The sequence below is a fragment of the Arthrobacter pascens genome (genome assembly GCF_030816475.1).
Taxonomy (GTDB): Bacteria; Actinomycetota; Actinomycetes; order Actinomycetales; family Micrococcaceae; genus Arthrobacter; species Arthrobacter pascens_B.
Map to the genome: position 1 here is coordinate 2,132,423 of NZ_JAUSXF010000001.1, position 26,564 is coordinate 2,158,986.

27 protein-coding genes and 1 pseudogene are annotated in these 26,564 nt (G+C 66.2%); 14 read left to right on the forward strand and 14 right to left on the reverse strand.

Translation table 11 applies throughout. From position 1 onward, the window contains the following. Positions 1 to 114: 114 nt before the first annotated feature. Genes QFZ40_RS09820 through QFZ40_RS09835 form a run of 4 tightly spaced genes read right to left on the reverse strand, consistent with a single transcriptional unit; the run spans position 115 to position 3,938 of the window. Positions 115 to 624 carry an HAD domain-containing protein gene (locus tag QFZ40_RS09820; RefSeq protein ID WP_306904141.1) on the reverse strand — a complete coding sequence of 170 codons (510 nt, stop codon included), beginning with the start codon at positions 622 to 624 and terminating at the stop codon, positions 115 to 117. Positions 625 to 643: 19 nt separating this feature from the next. Beyond that, positions 644 to 1,327 carry a hypothetical protein gene (locus tag QFZ40_RS09825; RefSeq protein WP_306904143.1) on the reverse strand — a complete coding sequence of 228 codons (684 nt, stop codon included), beginning with the start codon at positions 1,325 to 1,327 and terminating at the stop codon, positions 644 to 646. Positions 1,328 to 1,384: 57 nt separating this feature from the next. Next, positions 1,385 to 2,635 carry an FAD-dependent oxidoreductase gene (locus QFZ40_RS09830; RefSeq protein ID WP_306904144.1) on the reverse strand — a complete coding sequence of 417 codons (1,251 nt, stop codon included), beginning with the start codon at positions 2,633 to 2,635 and terminating at the stop codon, positions 1,385 to 1,387. Further along, positions 2,628 to 3,938, reverse strand: coding sequence for an MFS transporter (locus tag QFZ40_RS09835; protein ID WP_373427421.1), 1,311 nt, complete (start codon positions 3,936 to 3,938; stop codon positions 2,628 to 2,630). The genes QFZ40_RS09830 and QFZ40_RS09835 overlap by 8 nt, the downstream gene beginning before the upstream one ends. A 48-nt stretch (positions 3,939 to 3,986) precedes the next feature. Here QFZ40_RS09835 and QFZ40_RS09840 point away from each other — a divergent pair, with 48 nt between their 5' ends. From QFZ40_RS09840 to QFZ40_RS09855, 4 genes are all read left to right on the forward strand, one after another. Continuing rightward, the gene (locus tag QFZ40_RS09840; RefSeq protein ID WP_306904147.1) at positions 3,987 to 4,784 is read left to right on the forward strand and encodes an IclR family transcriptional regulator; all 798 of its coding nucleotides are present in this window, start codon (positions 3,987 to 3,989) and stop codon (positions 4,782 to 4,784) included. A 122-nt stretch (positions 4,785 to 4,906) separates the two neighbouring features. Continuing rightward, positions 4,907 to 6,055, forward strand: coding sequence for a cupin domain-containing protein (locus QFZ40_RS09845; RefSeq protein ID WP_306904148.1), 1,149 nt, complete (start codon positions 4,907 to 4,909; stop codon positions 6,053 to 6,055). Then, positions 6,052 to 6,891 (forward strand): fumarylacetoacetate hydrolase family protein, encoded by an 840-nt coding sequence (locus QFZ40_RS09850; protein ID WP_306904149.1) that lies wholly within the window; start codon positions 6,052 to 6,054, stop codon positions 6,889 to 6,891. Before QFZ40_RS09845 ends, QFZ40_RS09850 begins: the two co-directional genes overlap by 4 nt. Beyond that, the gene (locus tag QFZ40_RS09855; RefSeq protein ID WP_306904150.1) at positions 6,891 to 7,664 is read left to right on the forward strand and encodes a maleylpyruvate isomerase family mycothiol-dependent enzyme; all 774 of its coding nucleotides are present in this window, start codon (positions 6,891 to 6,893) and stop codon (positions 7,662 to 7,664) included. The genes QFZ40_RS09850 and QFZ40_RS09855 overlap by 1 nt, the downstream gene beginning before the upstream one ends. Positions 7,665 to 7,719: 55 nt before the next feature. Here QFZ40_RS09855 and QFZ40_RS09860 read toward each other — a convergent pair whose 3' ends face one another. Further along, a complete protein-coding gene (locus QFZ40_RS09860) occupies positions 7,720 to 8,151 on the reverse strand; it encodes a VOC family protein (protein WP_306904151.1) in 432 nt (143 codons plus the stop codon). 153 nt (positions 8,152 to 8,304) lie between these two features. Between QFZ40_RS09860 and QFZ40_RS09865 the strand changes: the two genes are divergently transcribed. Beyond that, on the forward strand, positions 8,305 to 8,925 hold the full coding sequence (locus QFZ40_RS09865) for an L-threonylcarbamoyladenylate synthase (protein ID WP_306904152.1): 621 nt from the start codon (positions 8,305 to 8,307) through the stop codon (positions 8,923 to 8,925). 6 nt (positions 8,926 to 8,931) lie between these two features. Here QFZ40_RS09865 and ligD read toward each other — a convergent pair whose 3' ends face one another. Beyond that, positions 8,932 to 9,954 (reverse strand): non-homologous end-joining DNA ligase, encoded by a 1,023-nt coding sequence (gene ligD, locus QFZ40_RS09870; RefSeq protein ID WP_306904153.1) that lies wholly within the window; start codon positions 9,952 to 9,954, stop codon positions 8,932 to 8,934. A 96-nt stretch (positions 9,955 to 10,050) separates the two neighbouring features. Between ligD and QFZ40_RS09875 the strand changes: the two genes are divergently transcribed. Then, positions 10,051 to 10,728 (forward strand): alpha/beta hydrolase family protein, encoded by a 678-nt coding sequence (locus tag QFZ40_RS09875; RefSeq protein WP_306904154.1) that lies wholly within the window; start codon positions 10,051 to 10,053, stop codon positions 10,726 to 10,728. Between the two features lie 6 nt (positions 10,729 to 10,734). On the opposite strand, the gene QFZ40_RS09880 is transcribed toward QFZ40_RS09875, so the two are convergent. The 3 genes and pseudogenes from QFZ40_RS09880 to hrpB form a co-directional block, all read right to left on the reverse strand. After that, entirely contained in the window at positions 10,735 to 12,909 is a 2,175-nt protein-coding gene (locus QFZ40_RS09880) for an elongation factor G-like protein EF-G2 (RefSeq protein ID WP_306904155.1), read from the reverse strand. A gap of 154 nt (positions 12,910 to 13,063) precedes the next feature. After that, positions 13,064 to 13,216 carry a hypothetical protein gene (locus tag QFZ40_RS09885; protein ID WP_306904156.1) on the reverse strand — a complete coding sequence of 51 codons (153 nt, stop codon included), beginning with the start codon at positions 13,214 to 13,216 and terminating at the stop codon, positions 13,064 to 13,066. A 152-nt stretch (positions 13,217 to 13,368) separates the two neighbouring features. Beyond that, positions 13,369 to 16,073 (reverse strand): annotated as a pseudogene (hrpB, locus tag QFZ40_RS09890) (ATP-dependent helicase HrpB). A gap of 87 nt (positions 16,074 to 16,160) precedes the next feature. Here hrpB and QFZ40_RS09895 point away from each other — a divergent pair. Next, positions 16,161 to 16,421, forward strand: coding sequence for a hypothetical protein (locus QFZ40_RS09895; RefSeq protein ID WP_306904157.1), 261 nt, complete (start codon positions 16,161 to 16,163; stop codon positions 16,419 to 16,421). A gap of 16 nt (positions 16,422 to 16,437) precedes the next feature. Here the strand turns inward: QFZ40_RS09895 and mctP are convergent, their stop codons facing one another. Next, positions 16,438 to 18,129, reverse strand: coding sequence for a monocarboxylate uptake permease MctP (gene mctP / locus QFZ40_RS09900; protein ID WP_306904158.1), 1,692 nt, complete (start codon positions 18,127 to 18,129; stop codon positions 16,438 to 16,440). Beyond that, positions 18,129 to 18,407 carry a DUF3311 domain-containing protein gene (locus tag QFZ40_RS09905; RefSeq protein ID WP_306904159.1) on the reverse strand — a complete coding sequence of 93 codons (279 nt, stop codon included), beginning with the start codon at positions 18,405 to 18,407 and terminating at the stop codon, positions 18,129 to 18,131. Before QFZ40_RS09905 ends, mctP begins: the two co-directional genes overlap by 1 nt. Before the next feature lie 229 nt (positions 18,408 to 18,636). On the opposite strand from QFZ40_RS09905, the gene QFZ40_RS09910 reads away from it, so the two are divergent. The 3 genes from QFZ40_RS09910 to QFZ40_RS09920 all read left to right on the forward strand — a co-directional run bounded on the left by QFZ40_RS09910 (position 18,637) and on the right by QFZ40_RS09920 (position 21,472). After that, positions 18,637 to 20,598, forward strand: a complete 1,962-nt coding sequence (locus QFZ40_RS09910; protein WP_306904160.1) for a transketolase — start codon at positions 18,637 to 18,639, stop codon at positions 20,596 to 20,598. Continuing rightward, the gene (locus QFZ40_RS09915; RefSeq protein WP_306904161.1) at positions 20,591 to 21,022 is read left to right on the forward strand and encodes a YybH family protein; all 432 of its coding nucleotides are present in this window, start codon (positions 20,591 to 20,593) and stop codon (positions 21,020 to 21,022) included. Before QFZ40_RS09910 ends, QFZ40_RS09915 begins: the two co-directional genes overlap by 8 nt. Before the next feature lie 213 nt (positions 21,023 to 21,235). Further along, positions 21,236 to 21,472, forward strand: coding sequence for a hypothetical protein (locus QFZ40_RS09920; RefSeq protein ID WP_306904163.1), 237 nt, complete (start codon positions 21,236 to 21,238; stop codon positions 21,470 to 21,472). A gap of 90 nt (positions 21,473 to 21,562) precedes the next feature. Here QFZ40_RS09920 and QFZ40_RS09925 read toward each other — a convergent pair whose 3' ends face one another. Both QFZ40_RS09925 and QFZ40_RS09930 read right to left on the reverse strand, forming a co-directional pair. Continuing rightward, the gene (locus QFZ40_RS09925; protein WP_306904164.1) at positions 21,563 to 21,760 is read right to left on the reverse strand and encodes a hypothetical protein; all 198 of its coding nucleotides are present in this window, start codon (positions 21,758 to 21,760) and stop codon (positions 21,563 to 21,565) included. A 71-nt stretch (positions 21,761 to 21,831) separates the two neighbouring features. Next, entirely contained in the window at positions 21,832 to 22,209 is a 378-nt protein-coding gene (locus tag QFZ40_RS09930; RefSeq protein ID WP_306904166.1) for a VOC family protein, read from the reverse strand. Positions 22,210 to 22,449: 240 nt separating this feature from the next. Between QFZ40_RS09930 and QFZ40_RS09935 the strand changes: the two genes are divergently transcribed. From QFZ40_RS09935 to QFZ40_RS09950, 4 genes are read left to right on the forward strand one after another with little or no spacing between them, the layout of a single operon-like run. Beyond that, positions 22,450 to 23,043 carry a sulfite oxidase-like oxidoreductase gene (locus QFZ40_RS09935; RefSeq protein ID WP_306904168.1) on the forward strand — a complete coding sequence of 198 codons (594 nt, stop codon included), beginning with the start codon at positions 22,450 to 22,452 and terminating at the stop codon, positions 23,041 to 23,043. 10 nt (positions 23,044 to 23,053) lie between these two features. Continuing rightward, on the forward strand, positions 23,054 to 23,791 hold the full coding sequence (locus QFZ40_RS09940) for a ferredoxin reductase (protein WP_306904169.1): 738 nt from the start codon (positions 23,054 to 23,056) through the stop codon (positions 23,789 to 23,791). Further along, on the forward strand, positions 23,788 to 24,135 hold the full coding sequence (locus QFZ40_RS09945) for a DUF6510 family protein (RefSeq protein ID WP_306904170.1): 348 nt from the start codon (positions 23,788 to 23,790) through the stop codon (positions 24,133 to 24,135). The genes QFZ40_RS09940 and QFZ40_RS09945 overlap by 4 nt, the downstream gene beginning before the upstream one ends. A gap of 23 nt (positions 24,136 to 24,158) precedes the next feature. Further along, on the forward strand, positions 24,159 to 24,632 hold the full coding sequence (locus QFZ40_RS09950) for an NUDIX domain-containing protein (protein ID WP_306904171.1): 474 nt from the start codon (positions 24,159 to 24,161) through the stop codon (positions 24,630 to 24,632). 63 nt (positions 24,633 to 24,695) lie between these two features. Here QFZ40_RS09950 and ggt read toward each other — a convergent pair whose 3' ends face one another. Then, positions 24,696 to 26,531 carry a gamma-glutamyltransferase gene (gene ggt, locus QFZ40_RS09955; RefSeq protein WP_306904172.1) on the reverse strand — a complete coding sequence of 612 codons (1,836 nt, stop codon included), beginning with the start codon at positions 26,529 to 26,531 and terminating at the stop codon, positions 24,696 to 24,698. Positions 26,532 to 26,564 lie beyond the last annotated feature (33 nt).

Sequence of the window (26,564 nt, forward strand, 5' to 3'; positions counted from 1 at the left end):
CTTTCCCCGCCTGCCCTGCACAGCATAATTCACCTGTTGTTCGGGTGGAATGACCTGTGGCGGATACAGAACCGGCTTGAAACCTTATCGATCGTACGCGTCCGGGGCATGAGGTCAAAACACCGGCCTTTCCAGGAACGACCGGACCGCGGCGAACTCCCCCGGCGAGATTCCCTGCCGCGGATCGGGTGACACCAGCAGAATCCGCCGGCCCAGGATCCTGGCCCACGCCTGGGCCTCCTGTTCAAACCGGAGCTGGTCGTCGATCCATACCAGGGCGTCCGGACCTGAGCCGGCCACATCGTCCTGGATGGCACGAAGTTTCCACCAGCCTTCTCCCCCAGTTCCGCCGTCGGCCGTCAGGTACGGCCAGTGTCCGGCGTCGAGCCCGATTGCCGGGCACAGATACTCCGGCGCCAGGTCCTCCCAGCTGGTAACCCACACACACCGCAGCCCCGCCACTCCGGCAAGGCCGTTCAGCCCGTCGACCAGCTCCTGCGCGTAGGCCACGGGCAGGAGACCGGCGTTGGCGAACTGCCATTCCGAGCCCCACCCGCTGACCCCTGCCGGACCGAACGGACAGATGACGCCGTCCACGTCCAGGTAGAGGGAAACCCGAGCCACCGCCGCTGCTCCCCGCCGGTCAGCGCTGCGGGAAGTCAGAGGAACGGCCGGGATCCAGCATCGGCGCGACCTTTTCCTCGAGGGCGGCCACTGTGGCGTCCGGAAGGACGATGAGGCCATCTAGTTCCCGGCGGGCCCGCTTGTAGGCGGCCTGGCGCTCCGCCGGCGTGGCGGCTTCATTCTCGGCGAGCCGCAGCAGCTTCCGGGCAGTGGCCAGCCGTTCACGCTCCGGCCCGGAGAAGTTGGAGTCCCTGATCCGCCGCGCTTCCTGCTCGGCAATGGAGAAGGCGACTTCAAAGCTGTTGACTGCTGCCCGGTAGGCCTCGAGCCTCGAGGGGACAGTCAGGTCCCTGGCAGCGGCAGGCCTGAGTCCGTCCGCCTCCCGTTTGGCCCGCAGGAAGGCAACAGTGAGCGGCTCACGCACATCGGTCATGAGCGGAAAGTCAATCAGCTTGCCGATGTCCAGTTCATAGTCCAGCCAGCGGCGGTTCACGGAATCGTGTGATGCCATCAGTGACTCCACTTCGGCAAGAGCCACCTGTTCGGCCTGCACCGCCTGGTTGCGGAGCCGATAGATTTCGAGCCTTCGCTGGTGCCGGCGTTCCGTGGACCGTTGCCAGGAACGCGCCCAGCCGCCCATCACACCGCTGAGGGGGAAGATCAGCCACCAGAAGTGGGAGAGGAAATCGAAGAGGTGGTCCACGCTTCCATCGTCGCACCGCGTGCACCCCGCCTCAAGGACCGCAGGTGCGCGTCCGGTTCAGGCGGACAGGACCACGGTCCGCGCGTTGTCCTTGTCCGCCGGAGCCCCCGGCTGGTCCCGGCCGTACAGCCAGTCGTTGTACTGGAAGTCCCCGTCCTTCCGGCTCTTGAAGAGCAGGTTCCGCAGAGTCCGTGACAGCCCGGAGACGTGCCAGGACTCGCCCCAGATCCGGGCTGTCCGCTGGACCCTGGAGGTGCGGGCGGCGCGCATCGTGTTGAAGTCCCTGATGGCCTGGTCCCATGCGGCGGCGTGCACACCCTCATCCGTAAAGACGGTTCCCAAGGAGACATCCTGGAGCACCGCGGCATCTTCGAGCGCCTGGCAGGCGCCCTGCGCCAGGTACTGCAGCATGGGGTGGGCGGCGTCGCCCATCAGGACCAGCCGGCCTGCCACCCAGTTTTCGATCGGGTCGCGGTCGTACATGGGCCAGCGGATCCCCGTGGCCAGGTTCTTGAGCGCCTCCCGTACGGCGGGGACGCAGTCAGCGTAGGCCGCCTCGAGTTCGTCCACGCCCCCGTACTGTTCCTCGCCCCGTTCGAAAGACGCGGATTTGAAGACGGCCACGGTGTTCAGCAGCTCACCCTTGCGCAGGGGATACTGCACCAGGTGGCAGTCCGGGCCGAGGTAGACGATGACGTCCTCCAGATCTGCCGGTGGAGTGTCCGCAGTGACGGGGACGGTTCCGCGGTAGGCAACGTACGACGACGGGACCGGGCTGTCCTGCGCAACACCGGACCGGAGGGTGGACTTGAGTCCGTCGGCGCCGATCACGACGTCGGCTTCGTAGTCCTCACCGGCTGCAGTGTGCGCGATCCCCCTGCCGCCGATGGTTTCGACGCTTTCCACCATGACGTCGTTGACGAGGCGGACACCGGCGGCCTGGCAGGCTTCGAGCAGTATCCGGTGCAGGTCACTGCGGTGAATGACCACATAGGGAGCCCCGTAGCGTGCCTCGAAGTCGCTGCCGAGCGTCTGGCGGGTGAGCTCCTCCCCGGTCACCGCATCGCGGAACACGAGGTGCTTGGGCCGGACGCCGATCTCCAGTGCCTTCCCGAGCAGGCCCCAGCGCTTGAGGACCCGCGAGGCGTTCGGAGCCATCTGCAAACCGGCACCCACCTCGCCGAATTCCGGGGCGCGCTCAACCAGCGTCACCTGCGCGCCGTTCTCCCGCAGTGCAAGGGCGCCGGCCAGGCCGGCCATCCCCCCGCCGATAACAAGGACATCCGTGGACTGTTTCCGGTCAGACATTGCTGGCTCCTAGTGAGATTCGGGTAGTGGATTTGATCTTCATGCCGATGGCTCCGAGCAGAACAGCGGCGATGCCCGCTGCACCGGCGAATGCCAGGAAGTTCGAATTGACGCCCAGGCCGGCCGCGAGCAGCAGGCCTCCCACCTGCGGGGCAGCCACGGCGCCGATGCGGCCCACGCCGAGGGCCCAGCCGAGGGCCGTTCCGCGGAGATAGGCGGGGTAATGACTGGCTACGGCGGCAATGATGAGGCACTGGGTGCCATGCGTTCCCACCCCGGCCAGAACGAGCATGAGGTAGACGACGGCGACCGGAGGGCCAGTGACCAGCACCACCAGGGCGCCGGCGGCTACGGCGGCTGCCGCAATCGCCGTCGGTATGGGCCCGAAGCGGGTCCCTGCCCAGGCCGTGATGACCGAGCCTGCCACCGCACCAAGGTTGAGGGCCAGGGCGAAGGTCAGGGCTGAGCCGAGGTTGTAGCCGGCCAGCTGCATCAGGTTCGGCAGCCAGGTGCCCAGCCCGTACCACGCGAAGAGCGTCACCAGGGTGGCGATGGCGTACAGCAGGCTCATGCCGAGGAAGGGTGCCCGGAGCAGCGAGCCGAAACCCGCACGTTCCCTTTCCAGGACCGGCCCGGGTTCTTTCCCTTGCCTGGCCGGGGCCAGTGTCTCGGGCAGGAAGCGAAGGCCCAGCGGTATCACCACCAGCAGGGCAACCACAGCCACGAGGAACATGACGGGCCAGCCGAACGCCGGAATGAGTGGAATAGCGGCCAGGGCGGCAATGGATCCACCAATGGGCACGCCGGACATCATGAGGGTGGCAACGGTGGACCGCCACTTAGCAGGGACAAGCTCCGCCACGAGGGCGTTGGCAGAAGGGACCAATCCGCCCAGGCCGATCCCGGCGAGGAGCCGGAGGCTGCCGAACACTATGGCGTTCGGGGCGAAGGAGCAAAGGATGGTGAAGACCGAGAACACGATAGCGCAGCCGAGGATGGTCCGTCGGCGTCCCCAGGTATCGGACATCCTGCCGGCGAAGATGGCTCCCAGCATCATTCCCACGAATGCCATGGAACCGACGGTGCCCGCGGTAGCCTTCGTCAGCCCCCAGCCTGTGTCGTTGACCAGAGAGGACTGCACGGTGCCATAGACAATGAGGTCATAGCCGTCGAAGACGACCAGCAGCCAGCAGACCAGAACCGCCATGGCGGACTGCCTGGAGAACCGGGACGCCGGCCCGCCCGGACGTGTTGATGCGTGGATTGGCCGCTCCGGCGCTGCAGCGGAAAGTAAGGGATTCATCCCCTTACTGTCGGGGATGCCCGCAGGGACGGCCTATAGAATTCTGGTATGCAGAATCTTCCGATCAACAGGAAGCCCACATACTCCATTGAGGCAGTGGACAACGCCTTGCTGCTGCTCCAGTTGCTGCGCGACGGCGGGAGCCTGCGGCTTAAGGACGCGGCCCGGGAACTTGGCGTGGCCCCCTCCACCGCGCACAGGCTCCTGGCCATGCTGGTGTACAGGGGCTTTGCTGTCCAGGACGAATCCCGGCGGTACGTGCCCGGGCCGGCGATGGGTGCGGGACCCGCCGGCGTCCCTTGGAGCCGGCTGCTGCGGGACCTGGCGCGGCCGCATATGGAACTGTTGTGCTCCCGGGTCAACGAAACCGTCAACCTGATGATCCGGGTGGGGACCAAGGTACGGTTCCTGGATACCGTGGAAAGCACCAACGTGCTCCGGGTGGGCGACCGCCAGGGAACGGTGCTGCCGGCCAACAAGGCGTCCGGAGGCAAGGCGATGCTCGCAGAACTTGAGCCTGCCATGATCGAGCAGCTGTTCCGCAGCCATAACGCGGAGATTGGCGGGGACAGCATTCCCGACGCCGAGTATGCCGCCTTACTGCGCGAACTTGAGACGATCCGCGGCAACGGCTTCGCCGCCAACTTCGAAGGAACCGAGGAGGGAATCAGCGCGCTTGGCGTGGCGCTGCACAACCGGAAGGGCGAGGTTGTGGGAGCGCTCAGTGTCGCCACGCCTGTCGCCAGATTTCGGCGCCTGTTCGAGTCCGGGCTGGTGGGAGTTCTGCTGGAGGCGCGGCGCCAGCTGGAGATAGACATAGCGGCCAACCCCGCCACCCCGGACTGACCGCGGCTTCTGACAGAGGGTACAAAGTTCTGCCTGACAGAATTTTATGGGGTTCCCGTACCGCAATCCCTATGGTCGGTGTATATCCAAACACCAATCGTGCTTCATCGAGGAGGCCCCCTGTGTCAATCAGCGCCGGGAACATCACCCACGCTTCTGTTGCCGCCCAGCATGCTCCGGAGCCGACTGCGGAGGAGGCCGCGGCGCTGGAGCAGCTGTACCGGGATTTCGAACGCGGGAACCTGATCCCGTTGTGGACGGAGATCGCTGACCTCATGCCGATGGTCCCCTCCCCCAAGGCGGTACCGCATGTGTGGCGCTGGAAGGACCTCTATCCGCTGGCCGCCCGCGCCGGTGACCTCGTGCCCGTGGGCAGGGGCGGCGAGCGCCGCGCGATAGCGCTCGCGAACCCCGGCCTGGGAAACACCCCGTATGCAACGCCGACCCTGTGGGCAGCCATACAATACCTGGGCGCCCACGAGACCGCCCCCGAGCACCGGCACTCGCAGAACGCCTTCCGGTTCGTCGTGGAGGGTGAAGGCGTCTGGACCGTGGTGAACGGGGATCCGGTGGCGATGCGGCGCGGGGACTTCCTGTTGACACCGGGCTGGAATTTCCACGGCCACCACAATGACACCGACCAGCCGATGGCGTGGATCGACGGTTTGGACATCCCGTTCGTGCACTACGCCGACGCCGGGTTTTTTGAGTTCGGCACCGAACGCGTCACCGACGAAGCCACCCCGGACATCTCCCGCTCCGAACGGCTGTGGGCGCACCCCGGCCTGCGTCCCCTGTCCGGCCTGGATGATACCACCAACTCCCCCATCGCCGCGTACCGGTGGGAACACACCGACGCCGCGCTGCGTGAACAGCTGCTGCTGGAGGACGAAGGGCATCCGGCCACAGTGTCCCAGGGACACGCCGCCGTCCGCTACTCCAACCCCACGACCGGCGGGGACGTGATGCCCACCATCCGCGCCGAGTTCCACCGCCTCCGCGCCGGGGCCACCACCGAACCCGTCCGCGAGGTGGGTTCCAGCGTGTGGCAGGTCTTCGAAGGCACAGGCGCAGTGGTCCTCAACGGCGAAACCCGGCAGCTGGCCAAGGGGGACCTGTTCGTTGTCCCGTCCTGGCAGGAATGGTCGCTGCAGGCCGACACCAAACCGGGATCATGGACCGAATTCGATCTGTTCCGCTTCAGCGACGCCCCCATTTTCGAACGGCTGAATTTCAACCGCACCTACACCGAAGGACGCAAGAACGCATGAGACTCCTTACCCTCCGCACCGACAACGGCACCGGAACCGCTACCACCGTGGCCGTGCGCCAGGACGGCAGCACCCTCACCGAGATAGAGGGGTTCTCTGACGTGGGCGCCCTCCTGCAGGACCCGGAGTGGCTGGCAAAGGCAGAGGCCGCCAACGGCGCAACGCACGCGCTCGACGGCGCCGATCTCGCCGCCGTCGTGCCCTTCCCGGGGAAGATCATCTGCGTGGGCCACAACTACCGCAACCACATCAAGGAAATGGGCCGGGAAATCCCGGACTACCCCACCCTGTTCGCCAAGTACCAGGAATCCCTGATCGGTCCCAACGATGACCTGGCGCTGCCGCAGGAATCCGACACCGTGGACTGGGAAGCCGAACTCGCCGTCGTCATCGGCAAGCAGGGGCGCCGGATCACCGAAGCCGACGCCGCGGACCACATCGCCGGGTACGCCGTGCTGAACGACGTCAGCATGCGCGACTACCAGTTCCGTACCGTCCAGTGGCTCCAGGGCAAGACCTGGGAGAAGTCAACGCCGTTCGGCCCTGCCCTGGTGACCGGGGACGAATTCTCTCCCGGCCCCCTGATGACCTCCGCAGTGGACGGCGAGATCCAGCAGCAGACGCCCACTGCCGACCTCGTCTTCACGCCCGAGTTCCTGGTCTCTTACATTTCCACCATCATCACCCTCAACCCCGGCGACGTGATCGCCACCGGCACGCCCGGCGGCGTGGGTCATGCGCAGGATCCCAAGCGCTACCTGCAGGAAGGCCAGGTGCTGGTCACCACTATTGAGGGCCTGGGCCAGCTGACCAACCGCGTGGTCAAGGAAGCCTGATGGCCGAACGCCGGGACCTGACGACGGACCCGCTGCTGCTGGAGGCGCTGCTGCAGGCCCGGCGGGGTACCGCGTTCTTCGCCCGCAAGCTCAACGAGCTCGCCGACGGTGAACTTGACGGCGCCTCACTGCTGCCGGGCTGGACCCGCCGCCATGTGGTGGCGCATGTGGGCTATAACGCCCGCGCCATCGCCCGGCTTATCGAATGGGCCGGCACGGGAATCGAAACACCCATGTACGCTTCCCCCAAGGCCCGCAACCATGAGATTGAGTTCGGCTCCACGCTGTCCCCCATCGCGCTGCGGAACCTCTTTGACCACTCGGCGGTGCACCTGAACGTCGAATGGCGGGACCTGCCCGCCGACGCCTGGCACCACAAGGTCAAGACCGCCCAGGGCCGGGTGGTTCCGGCTGAGGAGACCGTCTGGATGCGCACCCGCGAAGTCTGGGTCCACTCCGTGGACCTGGACAACGGGGCCTCCTTCGCCGACATCCCCGTCCCGGTACTCACGCGGCTGCTCAAGGACATCACCACGGCCTGGGCCTCCCGCGGGACCGACGCCGGTTTGCTGGTCCGGGTATCAGATCAGCCCGTCACAGGTCAGGAGACCGGGGAGGAGTCTGGCGGCTCCCGTGCCGGTGGACAGGTGACTGTCTCGGGCCCTCTCGCCGGCGTCGTCCGATGGGCAACGGGAAGGGGCACCTCAGGCGTCACTGCCACGGAGGGCGGTGTCCCGCTGGACGAGGTTCTGGCAGCGCCGAAGTGGATATGAACACACAAGGCATGCGCAGCTGACACCGCGAGGGCCCGCCCTCCGGAAGGGGTCGCTAGGATCCCGCGGCTGCCTGCCCGCTGTTGACGTTGACCAGCCACGCGACGCCGTACCTGTCGGTGCACATACCGAAGATGTCGCCCCAGGGTGCCTGTTCCATCGGAACGGTGACGGTGCCGCCGTCGCCGGCCAGCTTGTCCCAGTAGCCGCGCAGTTCAGCCTCATCATCGCCGCTGAGGGAGACCGAGAACGTGTTGCCCGGCGTGTAGTCCATGGAGTTGGGGGTGTCCGCGCCCATCAGGACCATGCCCTGCGGCGTCGTCAGCATGGCGTGCATGATCTTGTCCGTCTCGGCGGGGTCCTCGCTGGCCTGGAACTCACCAAAGGTGCTCAGCGCCAGTTCTCCGCCGAACACCGTCTGGTAGAAGGTCATCGCGTCCCGGGCGTTGTCACGGAAGCCAAGGTAGGGATTGAGGGTCGTGGGCATGGCCGGTTCTCCTAGTGATGTGGAACGGACGGGGAAGGAACAGTCAACATACTGCCGCAAACATACCCCCGTTGGTAGGGGTAAACGGCCCCGATAAGTCAGCCTCGGGGCCCTGGCGTGCGCTATCCTCCCGCGCGCCGTAGGCTCGTGGGCATGGCCAGATACTTTGACGTTCACCCTGAGGACCCCCAGCCCCGCGCCATCACGCAGGCCGTCCGGATGGTGCTCGACGGCGGGCTCATCGCCTACCCCACGGACTCCTGCTACGCGCTCGGGGCCCAGCTGGGCAACAAGGACGCGCTGGACCGGATCCGTACCATCCGCAAACTGGACAGCAAACACCACTTCACCCTGGTCTGCAAGGACTTCGCCCAGCTGGGGCAGTTCGTGAACATCGGCAATGACGTGTTCCGCAGCATCAAGGCGGTAACCCCCGGCAGCTACACCTTCATCCTGCCGGCCACCAAGGACGTTCCGCGCCGGCTCCTGCACCCGAAGAAGAAAACAGTGGGTGTGCGCATTCCGGACAACCGTGTGGTGCAGGCGCTGCTGGCCGAGCTGGGCGAGCCGCTGCTCTCCAGTACCCTCCTGCTTCCCGATGAGGAGGCTCCGCTGACCCAGGGGTGGGAGATCAAGGAGCGGCTGGAGTACGAGGTGGACGCCGTGATCGATTCCGGAGATTGCGGGGCCGAGCCCACCACTGTTGTTGATTTCTCGAGCGGCGTGGCCGAGGTGGTGCGGCGGGGCACGGGTGACCCGTCCCGCTTCGAATAGCCCTGGCTAGTCCTGCTTGCGTGCCCGGCTGGGCTGCACCCGCGGCGGCTCGCCCGGCATCTTCGGATAGTCCGGCGGGAAGGGCATTTCACCGAGGCCGTTCGCCAGGTCCCGCTCCCACCATTCCAGCAGGGTGTCAATGGTTCCGGGGTGTGCGTTCATGTCAGCCCAGGGGTCCCCTGTCGTTTTGAGGCGTTCGGGCACGGTGAGGATGGTGAAGTTCTTGGGGTCGGCGCTGCCCAGTTCGTCCCAGGTGATGGGGCAGGAGACGGGCGCATGGGGCAAGGCCCGGGGGCTGTAGGCCCCGGCGATGGTCCGGTCACGGTTGGCCTGGTTGAAGTCCACGAACACCCGCCGGCCGCGTTCTTCCTTCCACCACGCCGTGGTGACCTTGTCCGGCATCCGCCGTTCGAGCTCCCTCGCAGCGGCGATCACGGCGTGGCGGACGTCCAGGAATTCGCGCGTCGGTTCAACCGGCGCATAGACGTGAAGTCCGCGGTTTCCCGACGTCTTGATGAAGCAGTCCAGCCCCGCCTCCGCCAGTACCTCTTTCAGCGCCACCGCGGCGGGGACCGCATCATCGAAATCCGTCCCGGGTTGCGGGTCCAGGTCGATGCGCAACTGATCGGGATTATCCGTGTTTTCTGCCCGTGAAGGCCATGGATGGAACACGACGGTGTTCATCTGGACAGCCCAGATGGCGGCAGCAGGCTCGTCCAGGACCAGCTGCGGGTGCGAGCGGGCACTCGGATAGATCACCTTCACCGACCTGATGAAGTCCGGCGCTCCCTTGGGCGGGTTCTTGGAGAAGAACATCTCGCCGTCGATGCTGTCCGAGTACCTCTGCAAGGAGACGGGCCTGTCGCCGTTCGCAGTGATGAAGGCTGCCCCGACGTCGGCAATGTACTTGGCGAGGTCCAGCTTGGTCAGCCCCAGCTCCGGCCACATCACCCGGCCGGGACTCGAAATGCGCATCTCGCGCTCGCCGTGGGGGCCTTGGACAGTGAGGGTGGTATGTTCGCTCGCCATGGTGACAACCTACCCCGCCCCGCCCGCCGCGTCAGTACCTGCGCGGCCTGACTCCTGGCAGGCAATCCGCATCGGGCGATCCGGCATGATTAACTCATGACCGTTACCGAATCCCCCGTCACCATCACAGTCGGCGACGTCGAGGTCTCCGCGGCTTATGGCCGCCCGCACAAGCCTTTTGCGACGCTTGTGGTTGCGCACGGGGCCGGTGCGGGCATGGAACATCCTTTCCTCAGCGGCTTTACCCGCGCCCTTAACCACGACGGCGTTGCCACGTTGCGCTTCAACTTTCCCTACCGAGAGGCAGGCAGGAAGTTCCCGGACCGGCCGCCGGCCGCCATCGCCGCCTGGCGGGCCGCGCTGGACGCCGCCTTACGGCAGGGTGACAGTCACGGCGACAAGGGTCCTGTCTGGGCGGCCGGCAAATCCTTCGGCGGGCGCATGGCGTCCATGGCCGTGGCGGAAGGGATGCCCGCCAAGGGGCTGGTGTACCTCGGGTATCCGTTGCACCCGCCGGGAAAGCCGGACAAACTCCGGGATGAGCACCTGTACGGGCTGACGCTTCCCATGCTGTTCCTGCAGGGAACACGCGACACCTTTGCCACCCCGGAGCTGCTGGAGGGCGTGGCCTCCCGGATCGGTCAGTCCGCCGTGCTGGAATGGGTCGACGGCGGTGACCATTCCTTCGCCGTCGCGGGCAGGAAACGCAGTGCCGAAGAGATCGGTGCCTCGCTGGCTTCGCCGGTGGCGCGTTTCATGCGCACCCACAGCTGACCGGGATCATGCGTTCGCGGCACCTGCGCTCGCAGGCACCGGCTCATGGCGCAGGTAGCTGCGCCGGAAGCGCCCGGTTCCGGCGGTGAGGGCACGCAACTGCACGGCGTAACGCAGCAGTTCGCCGTCGGGCACCTCGGCGATGACCTCCGTGCGTTCCCCGCCTGCCGACGTCGTTCCTGTCACCCGCCCGCGGCGGGACGACAGATCACTCATCACCGGGCCGACGTACTCGTCAGGAGTGGTGATGGTGACTGACGAGACGGGTTCCAGCAGCTGGATGCGGCCGGCGGCGGCCGCCTCGCGCAATGCCAGCGCACCGGCCGCCTGGAAGGCAGCGTCTGAGGAGTCGACGCTGTGAGCCTTGCCGCCGACCAGTGTCACCCTGATGTCCACTACCGGGAATCCTGCCGAGACGCCTTTCTGCATCTGGGCGCGGACCCCTTTCTCGACCGAGGGAATGTAGTTCCCGGGCACCACCCCGCCGACCGTCTTGTCGATGAACTCGAACCCTGCGCCGCGCTCCAGTGGTTCGACTTCGATATCGCAGATCGCGTACTGGCCATGGCCCCCGGATTGCTTGACGTGCCGTCCGTGGCCGGCCGCCGGAGCTGCGAAGGTTTCCCGCAGCGGCGTGACCACCGGAACAATGTCCAGCTTCACCCCCTGGTCCCGCAGCCGGTCCAGCACCACGTCGCCATGGGCCTCGCCCATGCACCACAGAATCAGCTGGTGCGTTTCCGAATTACGCTCCACCCGCAGCGTCGGATCTCCGGCCGCCACCTTCCCCAGACTCTTCGCCAGGGCATCTTCGTCGCTGCGCGAGGCCGCTTCCACTGCTACCGGCATCAGCGGTTCGGGCATGTCCCAGGACTTCACCAGCAGCGGGTTATCCTTGGCCGAAACGGTGTCGCCTGTCTCGGCGTTGGCCAGCTTGGCAATCGCACACATGTCCCCGGCGATGCAGTACGGCACGGGCCGGAGGCTGGCACCGACCGGCGAGTAGAGGTGCGTGACCCGTTCGTCGCTGTCATGGTCCTCGTGGCCCCGCTCGGACAGCCCGCGGCCGCCGACGTGCACGGCCGAGTCCTCCCGCAATGTGCCGGAAAAGATGCGCACCAGGCAAATCCTGCCCAGGAACGGGTCGATGGTTGTGCGTACCACTTCGCCGGCCAGCGGTCCGTCGGGGTCACACGTGAGGGGGCCGACGGGGGCGCCGGCGAGGTCTGTGACGGCCGGCAGGCCACACTCCGCCGGCGACGGGAAAGCGCGGGTCAGCACCTCCAGCAGTTCCGTTATTCCGAGCCCGGTTTCAGCCGCCGTGGCGAGGACGGGAAAGAAGGACCCGCGGGCCACTGCGGTTTCCAGGTCATTGGCCAGGGTATCGACATCGATGGGTTCGCCTCCGAGGTACCTGTCCATCAGCGTCTCGTCTTCGCTTTCCGAGATGATCCCTTCGATGAGCGTTCCGCGTTCCCCTTCTGATGCTGACAGTTCCTCGGCGTCGGCGTCCCGTACGGCCGGAACGGGATTTCCGGCGCTGTAGTCAGACACCTTCCCGGACAGCAGCCCGAGCAGACCGGTGATTGCCGCCCCCGTGCGCACGGGAAGATAGGCGGGTATAACGGAATCTCCGAAGGCCCGCTGGCACGCGGCGACTGTCGCTTCAAAATTCGCCCGCGGATGATCGAGCCGGCTGATCACCACCGCCCTCGGCACACCCACCTGGTCGCATTCGGCCCACAGTGCTGTTGTTGCCGCATCGATCTCGTCCAGGGCGGACACGACAAAGAGCGCCGCATCAGCCGCCCGCAGCCCGGCACGGAGCTCGCCGGTGAAGTCCCCATAGCCCGGCGTGTCCAGGAGGTTGACCTTGATTCCTTCGAAGACCAGCGGGGCCAGCGACAGGACCACAGAGCGCTGCTGGTGGATTTCGGAGGGTTCAGCGTCGCTCACCGTACTGCCGTCCACAATCGTGCCCATCCGGGAGATGACACCGGTGGCGGCCAGCAGGGCCTCAAGCAGCATGGTCTTTCCGGCGCCCGAGTGGCCGACGAGCGCGACGTTGCGGATCTTCTCCGGGGCATCCGCCTGGGCTCCTGATGAGGCATCGGTCCGCCGGAGATCCGAAGTGCCGCGGCCCGGGGCCCTGCCCCGGGCATTTGTGCCTTTCATGGACATGGCCATCTCCCGGTGTGCTAGTCGTCAGCCGCCATGCGGCCTTTTGGTAAGACGATTCGACACCCTGAAGCGACTGACAGCAAGAGGCAGGGCCATGCCATCTGGGAACCCGACCCGGGCTTGGGCGGTCGGGGTTCAGGCCGCCCGGTTCCGTCTACGCGGCGTCCTCGTGCCACCAGCCTTCCCAGGCGCTGGAGGTGAGCTCCCCGGAGGGGAACCCGGCCTTGCCGGTCCCGCCGATGTAGGAGTGGTTGTCGTCGTGTCGGCGGGCGTCAAGCAAGAGGTTAAGGGTGTTCAGTAACAACATCTTTGCGTCCTTCCAGATCATGTGTGGACCTCGTTGTCCATGTGCTCAAGAGCCTAGCGGGGGGATGTTTCAGCACATCGACGCCACGTTTCATCCGTGTATCGGAGTTCTCACGCGGCTTGGGAACCGATGCGGGTTTCCCCTGCCTGGAGTCATTTCCGCCGGGCGGTCCGTGCGGTTGGCTGCGCGGTCCACGGATCCTCGGGCCAGGGGTGCCTGGGATAGCGGCCCCTCATTTCGGCGCGGACCTGGGTGTAGGGCCCGGACCAGAAGGACGCGAGATCGTCCGTGACGGCCAGGGGACGCCGCGCCGGCGAGAGGAGGTGGAACAGTACCGGCACCCTTCCGTCGACCAGACGCGGCGTCCCGGTCCAGCCGAAGCATTCCTGAAGCTTGACCGCCACCACCGGCCGGCTGCCGGGGTCCCCTGCCTGGTCTGACACATCGGGATAATCGATTTTCACCTTCGAACCGCTGGGCACCTCCAGCCATTCGGGTGCCAGTTCACCAGCCTGGCCGCCGCGGGCCATGGCAGCAGCCGCCGCAGCGGTTCGGTGAGGTCGATTGCACTGGTGGCGGCACCGCCGGCCAGTGCTTCCAGCTCCGGCCGGAGCCAGGTGTCCAGCCGGGCCAGCAGTGCCGGCTCGGAAACGTCGGGCCAGGGGTCACCGAGTTCCCGCCGCAGCAGGGCGAGGCGGCGGCGCAGGTTTTCCGCCGCCGTCGACCATCCGATGGTGTCGAGCCCTTCACTTTCCAGCGCCCGGGCCACCGCGGCGCGTCCCTCCTCGACTGACGGCCGTACCGGCGTGGATCCAAGCGGGATGGCGCCCAGCCGGCGTTCACGCCGGGCCGTGACCCTGCCCTGGCTGAAGCGTGCTTCCAGGGTGTCAGTCAGGAGATGCCGGGCGGCCGCCTCGGCGGTGTCCGAGGATATCGGGGCGGCGCCGCGGATGACGGCGCCGGTCCCGGCGGCGTCGCGCCCCTGGGCCCGCGAGACCTCGGCCACGGCAAGCCACTCGTGTCCCGACAGGCCGCTTCCGGCCGGCAGGCCTGCCCGCGTGCCGGAGGACAGGAGATACCGCTCCGGCCCTTCGCCGGCAACACGCCTCGCGACGCGGTCCGGGAATGCGAGGGCGACGACGGCGCCAACCGCCTCTGCCCCAGGCACCGGCACCGCAAACAGGGATCGTCCCATGCGGCTACCCTCCTGGCGTGCAATATCCTCCATCCGCCTGACGTCCTCGGACCATCTCCGGGCTGCCGGGCCGGTTCCGTTACGCAGAGTTTTGATAAGACTGACGAGGTCCGCGCCGGTGGCACGCTGGTCGCCTGAGACCGCGGCAACGGTTTCCGCCGCTGTCCGGTGGCCGACTGCTCCGCCGCCGTCCAGGAGGGCACGGGCCAGCCGCGGGTCCGCCGGGATACCGGCAAGGATCCTGCCAAACGCCGTGGCGAAGCCGTCCGGACCCACCGCGCCCAGTTCCCTCAACAGCTCGGCTGCCTCCTCCATGGCAGGCCCCGGCGGCGAGTCAGGAAAAGTCAGCCCCTGGCCTCCGGGTGATCCCCAGCAGGCCAGGATGAGGGCTGCTGCCGTCAGGTCCGCCACCATGATCTCCGGCGTCACATGGGCCGGCGCCGCGGCGTAACTCCTTTGGTCGTAGCAGCGGACCACCTTCCCGGGTCCCTGGCGCGCAGCCCGGCCGGCCCTCTGCTCCGCCGACGCCCGGGAGCACGACACCGTCACCAGCCCCGACATGCCGCGGCTGGCATCCCGGCGCGGTTCCCGGGTCAGGCCTGAATCGATCACCAGCCGGACGCCGGGCACGGTGAGCGAGGATTCGGCGAGGTCGGTGGAGACAATGATGCGCGGGCGGTCTCCCGGTCCGCGCCCGGACACGGCACGGTCCTGTTCCGCCGGGCCGGCTTGGCCGTGAAGCTCCAGCACCTCCGTGCCGGGGCCGGCGCGCCCCCGCACGCGGGCGGCAACGAGTGTGACCTCCCGCGCGCCGGGGACGAACACCAGCGAGTCAGTTCCTGCCGTGGACTGCGAATGGGCAGCTGCGGCAGTATCCGCCACATGGTCCAGGAATCCGCGGGTCACACCCCGGCCATCCAGCCGTGGGACAGGCGCAGGCGACCATTCGACGTCCAGGGGGTGCAGTGCGGACGGACTGTCGACGACGGGAGCCGGCCCGACGCCGTCGTGGTCCCCGATCAGGGCGGCGAAGCGGGGCGCATCCACCGTGGCGGACATCGCCACCAGGGTGAGGTCGCCGCGTAGCTGGCGGACTTCGGCGAGCATGCCCAGGAGCAGGTCTGTCTCCAGGCCGCGTTCATGGACTTCATCAAGGATGACGGCACCCGCTGCCTCAAGCCCGGGATCGGCCAGCAGGCGGCGCAGCAGGATCCCCGGGGTGACGAACTCCACCAGGGTAGCTGGACCGGCCCTACGTTCCCCGCGGACTGTATAACCGACGCGGTCCCCGAGCCTGCTGCCGTCAAGGTCGGCCAGGCGCCGTGCCGCCGCACGAACGGCAACCCGTCGCGGCTGCGTGACCACAACCCCCTTGCCCACCAGCTTGCTCCGGGCAGCCACGTTGGCCAGCAGCCGGTTGGCCAGCAACGGCGGAACCAGCGTGGTCTTGCCCGTCCCGGGAGGAGCCTGCACCACGGCGGTGGCCGCAAGGCCTCCGGCAGCAAGCGCTGCCTCCAGGCCGGCCAGCGAGTCCGCAAAGGCGAGGCCAGCGCCGATGGCACCAAGATCGAAGGTTCCGTTCAAGGGGCTCCACCCTGGTTGGTTATTGGGACGACTCGGGTATCGGGACGACGAGGTATTGGGACGACACCACGCGTCCATTCTGCCCGCAAAAATGGCCAACCTATCCAGGCGATCCGCCAGGATAGGTAAGACTGGAGGTCACCGAACTAGAGAGCGTAGCCAACCATGATCAACCTCCGCCAGGATTCCCAGGGCTTCATCCGCATGAACAGGCATTTTCCGGCTGGCGCCGCCGTGTCCGTTACCTTCACCGACGGGACCCGGGAGGTGTTTACCGGGAAGCGCCTGAACGAGGTCTACGACGAAGCCCTGGCCGTGTACCGGGCACAGAACCAGCTCGACGCCAAGGGCTTTTCCCGCGGACCGCGGAAGAAGGTCCACCCCGGGATCGAATTCGTGGCGATCCGTCCCGGGATGGCCGGGTAGGCCAGCAGAGCCCCAATCAGACAGTTGGTCCTGGCTCGGCCAGCGGGTATTCGCGCTGGATCTCGGCAACCTTCGGGTCGTTCTCGTCAGCCCCGTAATCGGAGCGGCGGGTGATGTCCATCCCCTCCGGGAGCTTCATCGCACGGAAGACCGCAGTCAGGACGGCGGCGACGATCAGGTTTATGGCAAAGGCGACGACTGCGATGTAAACCTGCACGTCGGTGCCGGGGATGGCAGCAATGGAACCGCCGAAGTTCGCCTTCGTCACCGGGTTGACCACGTTGTAGGCGGCGATGGTCCCGTAGAGGATCCCGGCGGCCCAGCCGGCGAAAAGCGCCCACCTGTGGAACCAGCGGGTGTACAGTCCTGCCACGATCGCGGGGAAGGTCTGCAGGATCCAGATGCCGCCGAGGAGCTGCATGTTGATGGCCGCCGACTGGTCCATCGCAATCACGAAAATCAGGGCGCCGAATTTCACCACGAGCGAGGCGATCTTGGAGACGCTGGCTTCCTCCTTGGGGGTCGCCTCAGGCTTGATGAAGTCCCGGTAGATGTTACGGGTGAACAGGTTCGCGGCCGCGATCGACATGATTGCGGCCGGGACCAGGGCGCCGATGGCAATGGCGGCCAGGGCGATCCCGGCGAACCAGGCGGGGAAATGGTCCAGGAACAGCTGCGGCACTACCAGTTGCGGGTTGACGGCCCCGTTCAGGTCGATGGGCTTGGTGCCGGCGTAGATGGCCACGTAGCCCAGCAGCGCCAGGAACCCGAGCATCAGGGAGTACAGCGGGAGCACCGCGGCGTTCTTTCGGATCGTGTTCCTGCTCTTGGTCGCCAGCACGCCGGTGATCGAGTGCGGGTACATGAACAGCGCCAGGGCAGAGCCGAGTGCCAGTGTCCAGTAGGCCGAGTAGCTGGCCGCGCCCGGAATGAAGACACCCGCGGGCCTGCCCGTCGCCGGGTTGACGGTGCCCAGTTTTGTCTGCGCAGCGCCGAAGATATTGTCCCAGCCGCCGAACTTGATCGGCAGGTAGATCACAGCAACGATCACTGCCAGATAGATCAGCAGGTCCTTCACGACGGCGATCAGGGCCGGAGCCCGAAGACCGGAGGTGTAGGTGTAGGCGGCCAGGACAACAAACGCGATGATCAGTGGCAGGTCCGTCAGCAGCACATTTTCAGCGCTGCCCAAGCCAAGCACCGTGAGCACAGCCTTGATGCCGACAAGCTGCAGGGCGATGTATGGCATGGTCGCCACGATGCCCGTCACGGCGACTGCCAGTGACAGCGTCCTGCTGCCGTACCGGCCGCCAACGAAGTCAGCGGGCGTCACGAACCCGTGCCGGTGCGAGACGGACCACAGCCGGCTCATCAGCAGGAATACGATGGGGTACAGCACGATGGTGTACGGCACCGCGAAGAAGCCGCTCACGGCTCCCGTGGCCCACATCGCCGCCGGCACTGCCACGAAGGTGTAGGCGGTATAGAGGTCGCCGCCGAGCAGGAACCACGTGACCCAGGTACCAAAACCACGGCCCCCCAGGCCCCACTCGTCAAGGCTGTGCAGCCCTGTCTCCTCTCCGCGGCGCCACCGGGCCGCCAGGAACCCCAGTGCCGCCACCAGGATGAACAGGAGGATCACTATGGTCAGTGCAACGCCGTTGACCGGCCGGTCGGGTACGGCCAGGGGCACGGTGACGCCGTTCATCACTCCTGCCCTCCGATACGCCTTGCCTGCACGGCTTCGCGGCGCCGTCGGTCTTCCTTGCTGACCAGCCAGTACGAAATACCTACAAGGCAGGCGGTGACCGGAATCCACATCATTTGGTACCAGTAGAAGAACGGCATTCCGCCAAGCCGCGGGTTATCGAACGAATATCCCGGGACAAACAGCGGTACCACGATGGCGACGGCCAGGAGGACCCCGGCAATGATGTACGGTCCGGGCCGGGCGGGTCCTCGAGTTGGCACATCAGGACTGGACATGGACGCCTCCTCATCGAGACGGCCCCCGGAGCGGGACTGATTCCCAGGACGTGCCGGCGGCCTGAGGACCGGATGTCATACCGGCCTATAAAAGACAGGATAGACACTTGATTTGATCTCCGACAGATACTTGCTCAACACGCATCTTCCGGATGGGGCAGCTTGCGGGTAGACAGGTAGGGACGGCCTGATCCGGGGGCCCGTTTCAACGTCGGGAAAGGTGATTGGCATGACTGAACAGCAGGGACAGGCCCCGGCAGAGATGACCACTGCACAGATGGCCACGGCACAGATGGCCACTGCGCCGATGACGAGCGCAGAGACATCGGTGATCAGAGCCCTGGCGGCACAATTGCGGGTGGACGCCATCAGGTGCAGCACCGAGGCCGGATCCGGCCATCCCACCTCATCCTTGTCGGCAGCGGATCTCATGGCCGTCCTGCTTGAGCGCCACCTGCACTACGACTGGGACCACCCCGCGCTGCCGAATAACGACCACCTCATTTTTTCCAAGGGCCACGCGTCCCCGCTGCTGTACTCCATGTACCGGGCCGTTGGTGTCGTGGACGAGGCTGAGCTCATCAGTACCTACCGGCAGTTCGGCAGCCGGCTGCAGGGGCACCCCACTCCTGTCCTGCCATGGGTGGATGTGGCAACCGGCTCATTGGGCCAGGGACTGCCTGACGCGGTGGGAATCGGCCTGGCCGGACGCTACCTGGACCGGTTGCCGTACCGCACGTGGGTACTGTGCGGGGACAGTGAACTCGCCGAAGGCTCAATGTGGGAGGCACTGGACAAGGCCGCCTATTACAAGCTCGGCAACCTCACTGCCATCGTCGACGTTAACCGGTTGGGCCAGGACGGTCCGACCGAGCTCCAGTGGGACATGGACCGCTACGCCCGCCGGGTGGAGGCCTTCGGAGCTTACCCGCTGATCATTGACGGCCATGATCCTGCTGCTATCGACGACGCGCTGGCCCAGGTGCGGTCCCACCCGGACCAACCCACGGTCATTCTCGCCAAAACCATTAAAGGCAAGGGCGTGCCTGAAGTGGAGGACAAGGACGGCTGGCATGGCAAGGCCCTTCCGAAGGACATGGCCGAACATGCCGTCGAAGCCCTCGGCGGTCCGGGAAGCCTGCGGATCACCACAGCCCTTCCCGATCCGGGAACGCCCGCCATCACCCCCAATCCGCAGGCGGTCATCAGCCTGCCCACCTGGGAGCCCGGCGAGAAAGTGGCAACCAGGGCCGCCTTTGGCGCCGCCGTCTCCGCGCTGGCTGCCAGGCCCGAGATTGTTGTGCTGGACGGCGAAGTCGGGAACTCGACGCATGCGGGCGAATTCAGGGACGCCGCCCCGGACCGGTACTTCGAAATGTTCATCGCCGAACAGCAACTCATCGCCTCCGCCGTGGGGCTCTCTGTTCGCGGCTACGTGCCGTTCGCCGCGAGTTTTGCCGCCTTCCTCGTCTCCCGCCCCTATGACTTCATCCGGATGGCAGGAGTGTCCCAGGCCAGCATCCGGCTGGTCGGTACACACGCGGGAGTTGAGATCGGCCAGGACGGCCCGTCCCAAATGGCGCTGGAGGACATCGCCGCGATGCGGGCCATCCATACGTCCACGGTGGTCTATCCGGCCGATGCTGCTTCGACCGCACGGCTCGTCGCGACCATGGCCGACACCACGGGAATCTCCTACCTGCGCGCGACTCGAGGAGCCTATCCGGTCATCTATGGGCCGGACGAAGAATTCCCGCTTGGCGGGTGCAAAGTCCACCGGGCCGGCCCCGACGACGCCGTGGCACTCATCGGCGCCGGGGTGACCCTGCATGAATGCCTCACCGCCGCCGGAGAGCTGGCCGAAGCCGGGATCAACGCCCGCGTCATCGACCTCTATTCCCTGAAGCCCATCGATGCCGAGACGCTGCGCCTGACGTGCCTCGAGACTGGTGGGAGGATAGTCATCGCCGAAGACCACTACCCGGAAGGAGGCATTGGTTCGGCTGTGCTCGAGGCGCTCGCCGGCCCCTACACCCCTGAACTTCACGCCGTACTGCTCGCCGTCAAGTCACTGCCTGGATCCGGCACTCCCCAGGAACTGCTGGACGCTGCCGGCATTTCGGCCCGCCATATCGCCGCAGCGGCCCGCAGCCTTGTCGACGGCAACCAGCCCGGAGGAAACGATGTCTGAGTCAGGTGTCGATCTGGCCGTGGAGCAATACCACCGGGCCCTGAATGCGTTCGTCACGGGAGACACCGCGCCGCAGAAGAAGCTCTTTTCCCGGCGGGATGACGTCACTCTCGCCAACCCGCTCGGTCCGCCCGCCCGAGGGTGGAGCGAGGTGGAGGAAACCCTGGAACGGGCGGTTGCCCAGATCAGGGAGGGCGAGCCCTGCCGGTTCGAACGAATTACCGGTTATACCGCAGCCGATCTGGCATACATCGTTGAGATCGAACGCACGAGCGCTAAGTTAGGCGGATCCGACCGGGTGTCCCCGATAGCACTTCGCGTGACGACGATCTTCCGGCTGGAGGACGGACAGTGGAAGGTTGCCCACCGCCACGCCGATGCGGTGACTTCCCCGCGGCCCGTCGAGTCGGTTATCCAGGCGTAGCCGGGCCGTCGCCAGGCTGCGAATCAGCCCAGCACGACGTCGGCGGTCTTGACAGCGCCGCGCGATGGAAGGTCCCCGTGGCGGTGCTGCCGCCCGCCAGTTCCCGTACGACCCCGGTCAGCTGCGTGGCAGCCGTGAGGTCCCGGCCACCGAATTTGGTCATGACGTCCCCCGGTTTCAGGCCCGCCTTTTTCGGCCGCGGACCCGGAATCCATGCTGCTGACGAGCGTCGCGGTGGCGAAGCCTGAGGTCGAGGAGGAGGCGCTGTCCCGGACTGCGGCACCGAGCTTCCGCCGTCTGGATTCCACCGGACCCTGCGCTACCCTCTTTCCGCAGGCTTCGCATTCCGTCGGCGGCTCGTCCCCCGAGAACGCCGGCCGCAACCCCACAGGCTGCGATTATGGCCCCATCCTCGAACCCGGCCCTTTCATGCCACTGTCGGATGCCTGAGCCGGGGCTGTGAACCGCCACCAGCGCATCCGGAGCCGGACATAGGAAAGGGAGGCCTGCATGGTGCAGGCCTCCCTTTCGTGCTTGCGCCTAGACCTTTTCGCGAATCCGGTCTGCTTCCATTTCGGCGCGTTCCTCCAGCTGTGCGATGTAAGCCCACATCCTGGACTCCTCCGCCTGTACCTGAGGCTCCCGGGTCTCCCGGGACCCGGTCTCCCGGCGCTCTTCGGCTTCGCGGGCGGCGTCCTTCCTGTAGTTCTGCCATCCTTCGCACGATGAATAGCACATCACAGACCTCCTTAAGTGGCTGTACTTTTATCCTCCTCCCAACGAGGATCCACGTCGACCCCTCGGGGGCTCTACCGGCGCTGGAAGATGTTGAGGATGTTGCCTTCGGAGTCTGTGAACCAGGCGGATTTTCCTCCCTCGGTCGTGGCGACGCCGTTCTCGGTTTTGAGACCGGGAAAGTCGTACTCCTCGAACACGACGCCGCGGCTGCGCAGGTCCTCCATCTCGGCCTCGATATTGTTCGTCGCCCAGCCCATCTGGGTGTTCTTGGCGCTGCCCGCGTTTTCAGTCTCGTAGAGCAGGAAACCGGTTCCGTTGCCGCAGCGGTAGAGCAGGTTCCCCTCCATGTCCTCCGGGTTGTCCAGGCCGATCACATCCCGATAAAAGTCCCTCGCTCTTGCCAGGTCTTTCGCGGGTAGGACCGCAATGAGGTCACGTTCCTTCAGCATGATGAATTCTCCTTACCTTGCAGCAATGGCGGTTCTCTCCCCGGTGCCGGGCTTCATGCACGGACTCCGGGCAGGGCCGCGGTCCGACGGCGTTCATGTCGCCATTATGGGCGCAGATCCTTGTCCCGGATAGTGGCCAGGGCGCACCGTCCGCGAATGTCTGGACGGTGTCCGGCCGTTGGCATATCGTGGGGGAACCGATCACAGCCGACCGGCGCCGCTCCCTATCGGAGGTAACTGATGGGCATCATTTCATCCGGTTTTCGTGGCAGAAGGCAGGCCGGCAGCCCTGCATTACCTCCGGGGCAGTACGAGACGGCAAGCTTTCCCGTGCTGACGGCCGGCCCGGCGCCTGATATTCCCACCGAGGACTGGGAGTTCTTCATCACGACTGAGGAGGGGCGGAGCCACACGTGGTCCTGGGATGCGTTCATGGCTTTACCGCAGGTCGATATCGGGACGGACATCCATTGCGTGACCAGCTGGTCCAAGCTTGGCACCTCGTGGCGCGGCGTATCCCTGGATACGTTGTTCGAGGACGTGCAGACGACGTCGAGGTTCACAACGGCCCACTCCTACGGCGGCTATACAACAAACCTCCCGCTGCGGGACCTCCTCGACGGCAAGGCCTGGATCGCCTGGGAATACGACGGGAAGGCTCTGGAGCGCGCACACGGCGGGCCAGCCCGGCTGCTTGTGCCGCACCTGTACTTCTGGAAGAGCGCCAAGTGGATCAATGGAGTGGAGCTGACTCAGGAGGATATCCCGGGATTCTGGGAATCCAACGGCTACCACCTGCATGGCGACCCCTGGCGTGAAGAGCGGTACTCATGAGGCAGGCCGCGTGAGTACCCTGTGGCATGTCGCCGACGTCGTCAGTGGTCATCCGGAAACCGAAACGTCCAGAACTATCGGGCTGCGGGTCAACGGACTGACAGGAAACCTCCCCGGTCAGCACATCGATGTCCGGTTGACGGCCGACGACGGTTATACAGCGGTGCGCTCCTACTCCCTGGCATCGGCCGGGATGGACGAGATGCTGCAGATCACCGTCGACGAACTGGCCAACGGCGAGGTTTCCCCATACCTCGTCAGGGACCTGGCGGTTGGGGACAAGCTGGAGATCCGCGGTCCCGTTGGGGGCTGGTTCGTCTGGCGGCCGACGAACATGAACCCGGTCCAGCTGATCGCGGGAGGATCCGGCATCGTTCCGCTCATGTCGATGATCCGCGCACATGAGGCATCGGAGAACCCGTCACCGTTCCGGCTGCTGTATTCACTGAAATCTCCCGAGGACGGGTTCTATCGTCAGGAGCTGGTGAGCTTGAGCGAGGAATCGCCCAAGCTCACCGTCGACTACGTCTACACCCGCAAGGCGCCACCGGGCTGGCCGGCTGCTCCCGGGCGGCTGACGGCGGAAACCCTGCTGGCGAACATCCTGCCGGTGGACCCTGCCCCCGATGTTTTCATCTGCGGTCAGACACTATTTGTCGAGACGGTCGCGGAGTGGCTCGTAGGGGCGGGCTATCCGGCCGCCTCAATCAGGACTGAACGCTTCGGCGGAACGGGAGGGACGCGGTGACTGGCAACGACAGCTCCGCTTCTCCGGGCGCTGAAGACCCGCGCCCCGGGGATCCGGATATTGCAGGAACGGCAGGCAATCCAATCCCCCATCTGGACGGAAACGCTGCGGCGGGTCCGCTGTGGGAATTGTTCCGCCTCGACGTTATTGCCGCGATCGGCCGGTGCAAGCACTGCGGCGCTGTCAGGGCCTTCGGCGAGGCATCGGTGTATGCGGACGGCCCGGGGATGGTTGTGCGCTGCACTTCATGTGAGGGCGTCCTGCTGCGGCTGGTGGAAACTCCCACCAGTTTCTGGCTCGATGTGAGTGGACTCAGCTACCTGCAGATCGACCGCGAGAGCTGAGCGGGCCCGGTGGGTGAGGACCTATGCCGGTTCTGAGCGCAGGCATCCTGCTGTACCGCCGGAACACGTCGGCGTTGGAGGTGTGGATAGCCCACATGGGCGGGCCCTTCTGGGCCCTCAAGGATGCCGGGGCCTGGTCCATCCCCAAGGGCGAGTACCTCGACGGCGAGGATCCGCTGGCAGCGGCCAAGCGCGAGTTTGCGGAGGAGATGGGCACTCTCCCGCCCACAGCCGACTACATCCTGCTTGGAACCTTCCGCCAGCCCTCGGGCAAGGTCGTCACCGTGTTCAGCGCAGAGTCGGAGTTTGAACCAGGCGAGATTGTGAGCAACACCTTTTCGCTGGAATGGCCGAAGGGATCCGGCGTCGTTCGAAGCTACCCTGAGGTCGACCACGCCGAGTGGACCCAGGAACAAGTCGCCCGCACCAAACTGGTCAAAGGCCAGCTGCCGATCCTCGACGCCCTGATCCTGCGTCTACGTACCGGCGCACCGTGACGACGCGCCGGTACGGTTCCCTCCGCAATCCCGATCGGGCCTGGCCGCCAGGGCGGTCTATCCTCATCGGTCCCCAGTCAGCGGTTTGAGCACCAACGCGGAGCCGCCTCCGCGCCTCACCGGCTCAGCAGCAGCGACCATACTCCCGTCCGGCCGGAACTCGATGGCGGTGGCCGCGCCGATCTCGGCCGCAGATGTGCCTGCAGCTCCCGCCAACGTGAACTGATGGCCGTAGGGTGCCAGCTGGTCTCCGTACGCAGTGATGAACGCGGCCTCGGCTGTGACAGCGGCAGTGTTCCGTTGGGATGCCCGCGGTGCAGCGATGGCATCGGAAATGTTCATGCCCAGGTCCACCCGGTTCAGGATTGTCTGCAGGACGGTGGTGATGATGGTCGATCCGCCGGGCGAGCCGAGCGCCAGGAACGGCTTGCCGTCGTCGAGGATGATGGTCGGCGACATCGAGGAGCGCGGGCGCTTCCCCGGGTCGATCCGGTTCGGGTCGGACGGGTCATAGACGGCAGAGAAGTCGGTCAGCTCATTGTTGAGCAGGAAGCCGCGGCAGGGGACCACGATGCCGGATCCCCCGGTCTGCTCGATGGTGAGCGTGTACTCGACGACGTTGCCCCACTTGTCGGCGACGGTCAGGTTGGTGGTCGAGATGTTCTCGGTGTCCTTATCGTCGGCGAGCGAGGCAGGCCCGGCCGGGCACGCGCCGTCGTACGAGCTCACGTCCCCGGGGGCGACCGGCTTCACCGCTGCCTGCTGCGGATCGATCCCGCACGCCCGTTCCTTGCCGAATAGCTGGTCCGTGAGCGCGGCGGTGGGGACGTTGACAAACGCCGGGTCGCCCACATACTTGGCGCGGTCCGCGAAGGCCAGCGCGCTTGCTTCAAGGTAGTGGTGCAGCGCGTCGGGACGGGACATCTCGGCGAGGTTGAACGAGTCCAGGATGTTCAGCGACTCCCCTACCGTGGTGCCGCCGCTGCTGGACGGTGCCATGCCATAGACGTCCAGGCCGCGGTAGTCAACATGCGTCGGCGCCTGGTCCAGAGCCCGGTACGCAGCGAGATCCGCGGTCGTCATGTGCCCGACCGGGACAGGCAGTGTGGCGGTGGCAGTCTTCGGCGGAGCCTGGACTGTTGCCGCAATCTCCGCCGCGAGCGGGCCGTTGTAAAAGGCGCTGATGCCCTGCTCCGCGAGGAGCCTGTACGTCTCAGCCAGGTCAGGGTTCCGGAAAACGCTTCCGACGGCGGGTGCGGCGCCGCCCGGAAGGTAGAGGCTGCTCGTCGAGGTGAACGCCCCAAAGCGGGGCTGGTTGTCTTCCGTCTGCTGGCGGAACGTCTCGTCCACGACGAAGCCGCGGGTTGCGACCTCGATGGCTGGCTTCAGGGCCTCGCCGAGGCTCAAAGACCCCCAACGCTCGAGGGCCCGCTCCCAGGTGGCGGGCGTGCCCGGGACGCCGACGGATACACCGCTCGTGACCAGCTCAGGCGTGAAGTTGTACGGTTTGCCGGTGGCTGGGTCAATGAACGCGTCATGCGTTATCGCTGCGGGTGCGGTCTCCCTGCCATCGATGGTGCCCACGTGGCCGGTCTTCGCATCGTAGAACACGAAGTAGCCGCCCCCGCCAATCCCGGCGCTGTATGGCTCGGTCACCCCCAGGGTTGCCGCCGCGGCAACCGCGGCGTCCGCGGCGTTACCACCCTTGCTCAGGACCTCGATCGCGGCAGCTGACGCCTCTGGATCCACGGTGCTTACCGCGCCGCCGTACCCGGTGGCGGTCGCCGTCTTGTCAGTCTCCCGCGGATCGGCGAACGCGGGGCTGGCGACGAAGCCGACCGTGACGCTCAAAGCCAGAGCTGCCGTCACGGCAGCCATTTGACGTGTTGTGGATGGCATGGTGACTCCCGAGTGAGGGTGGTGCGAGGTGAA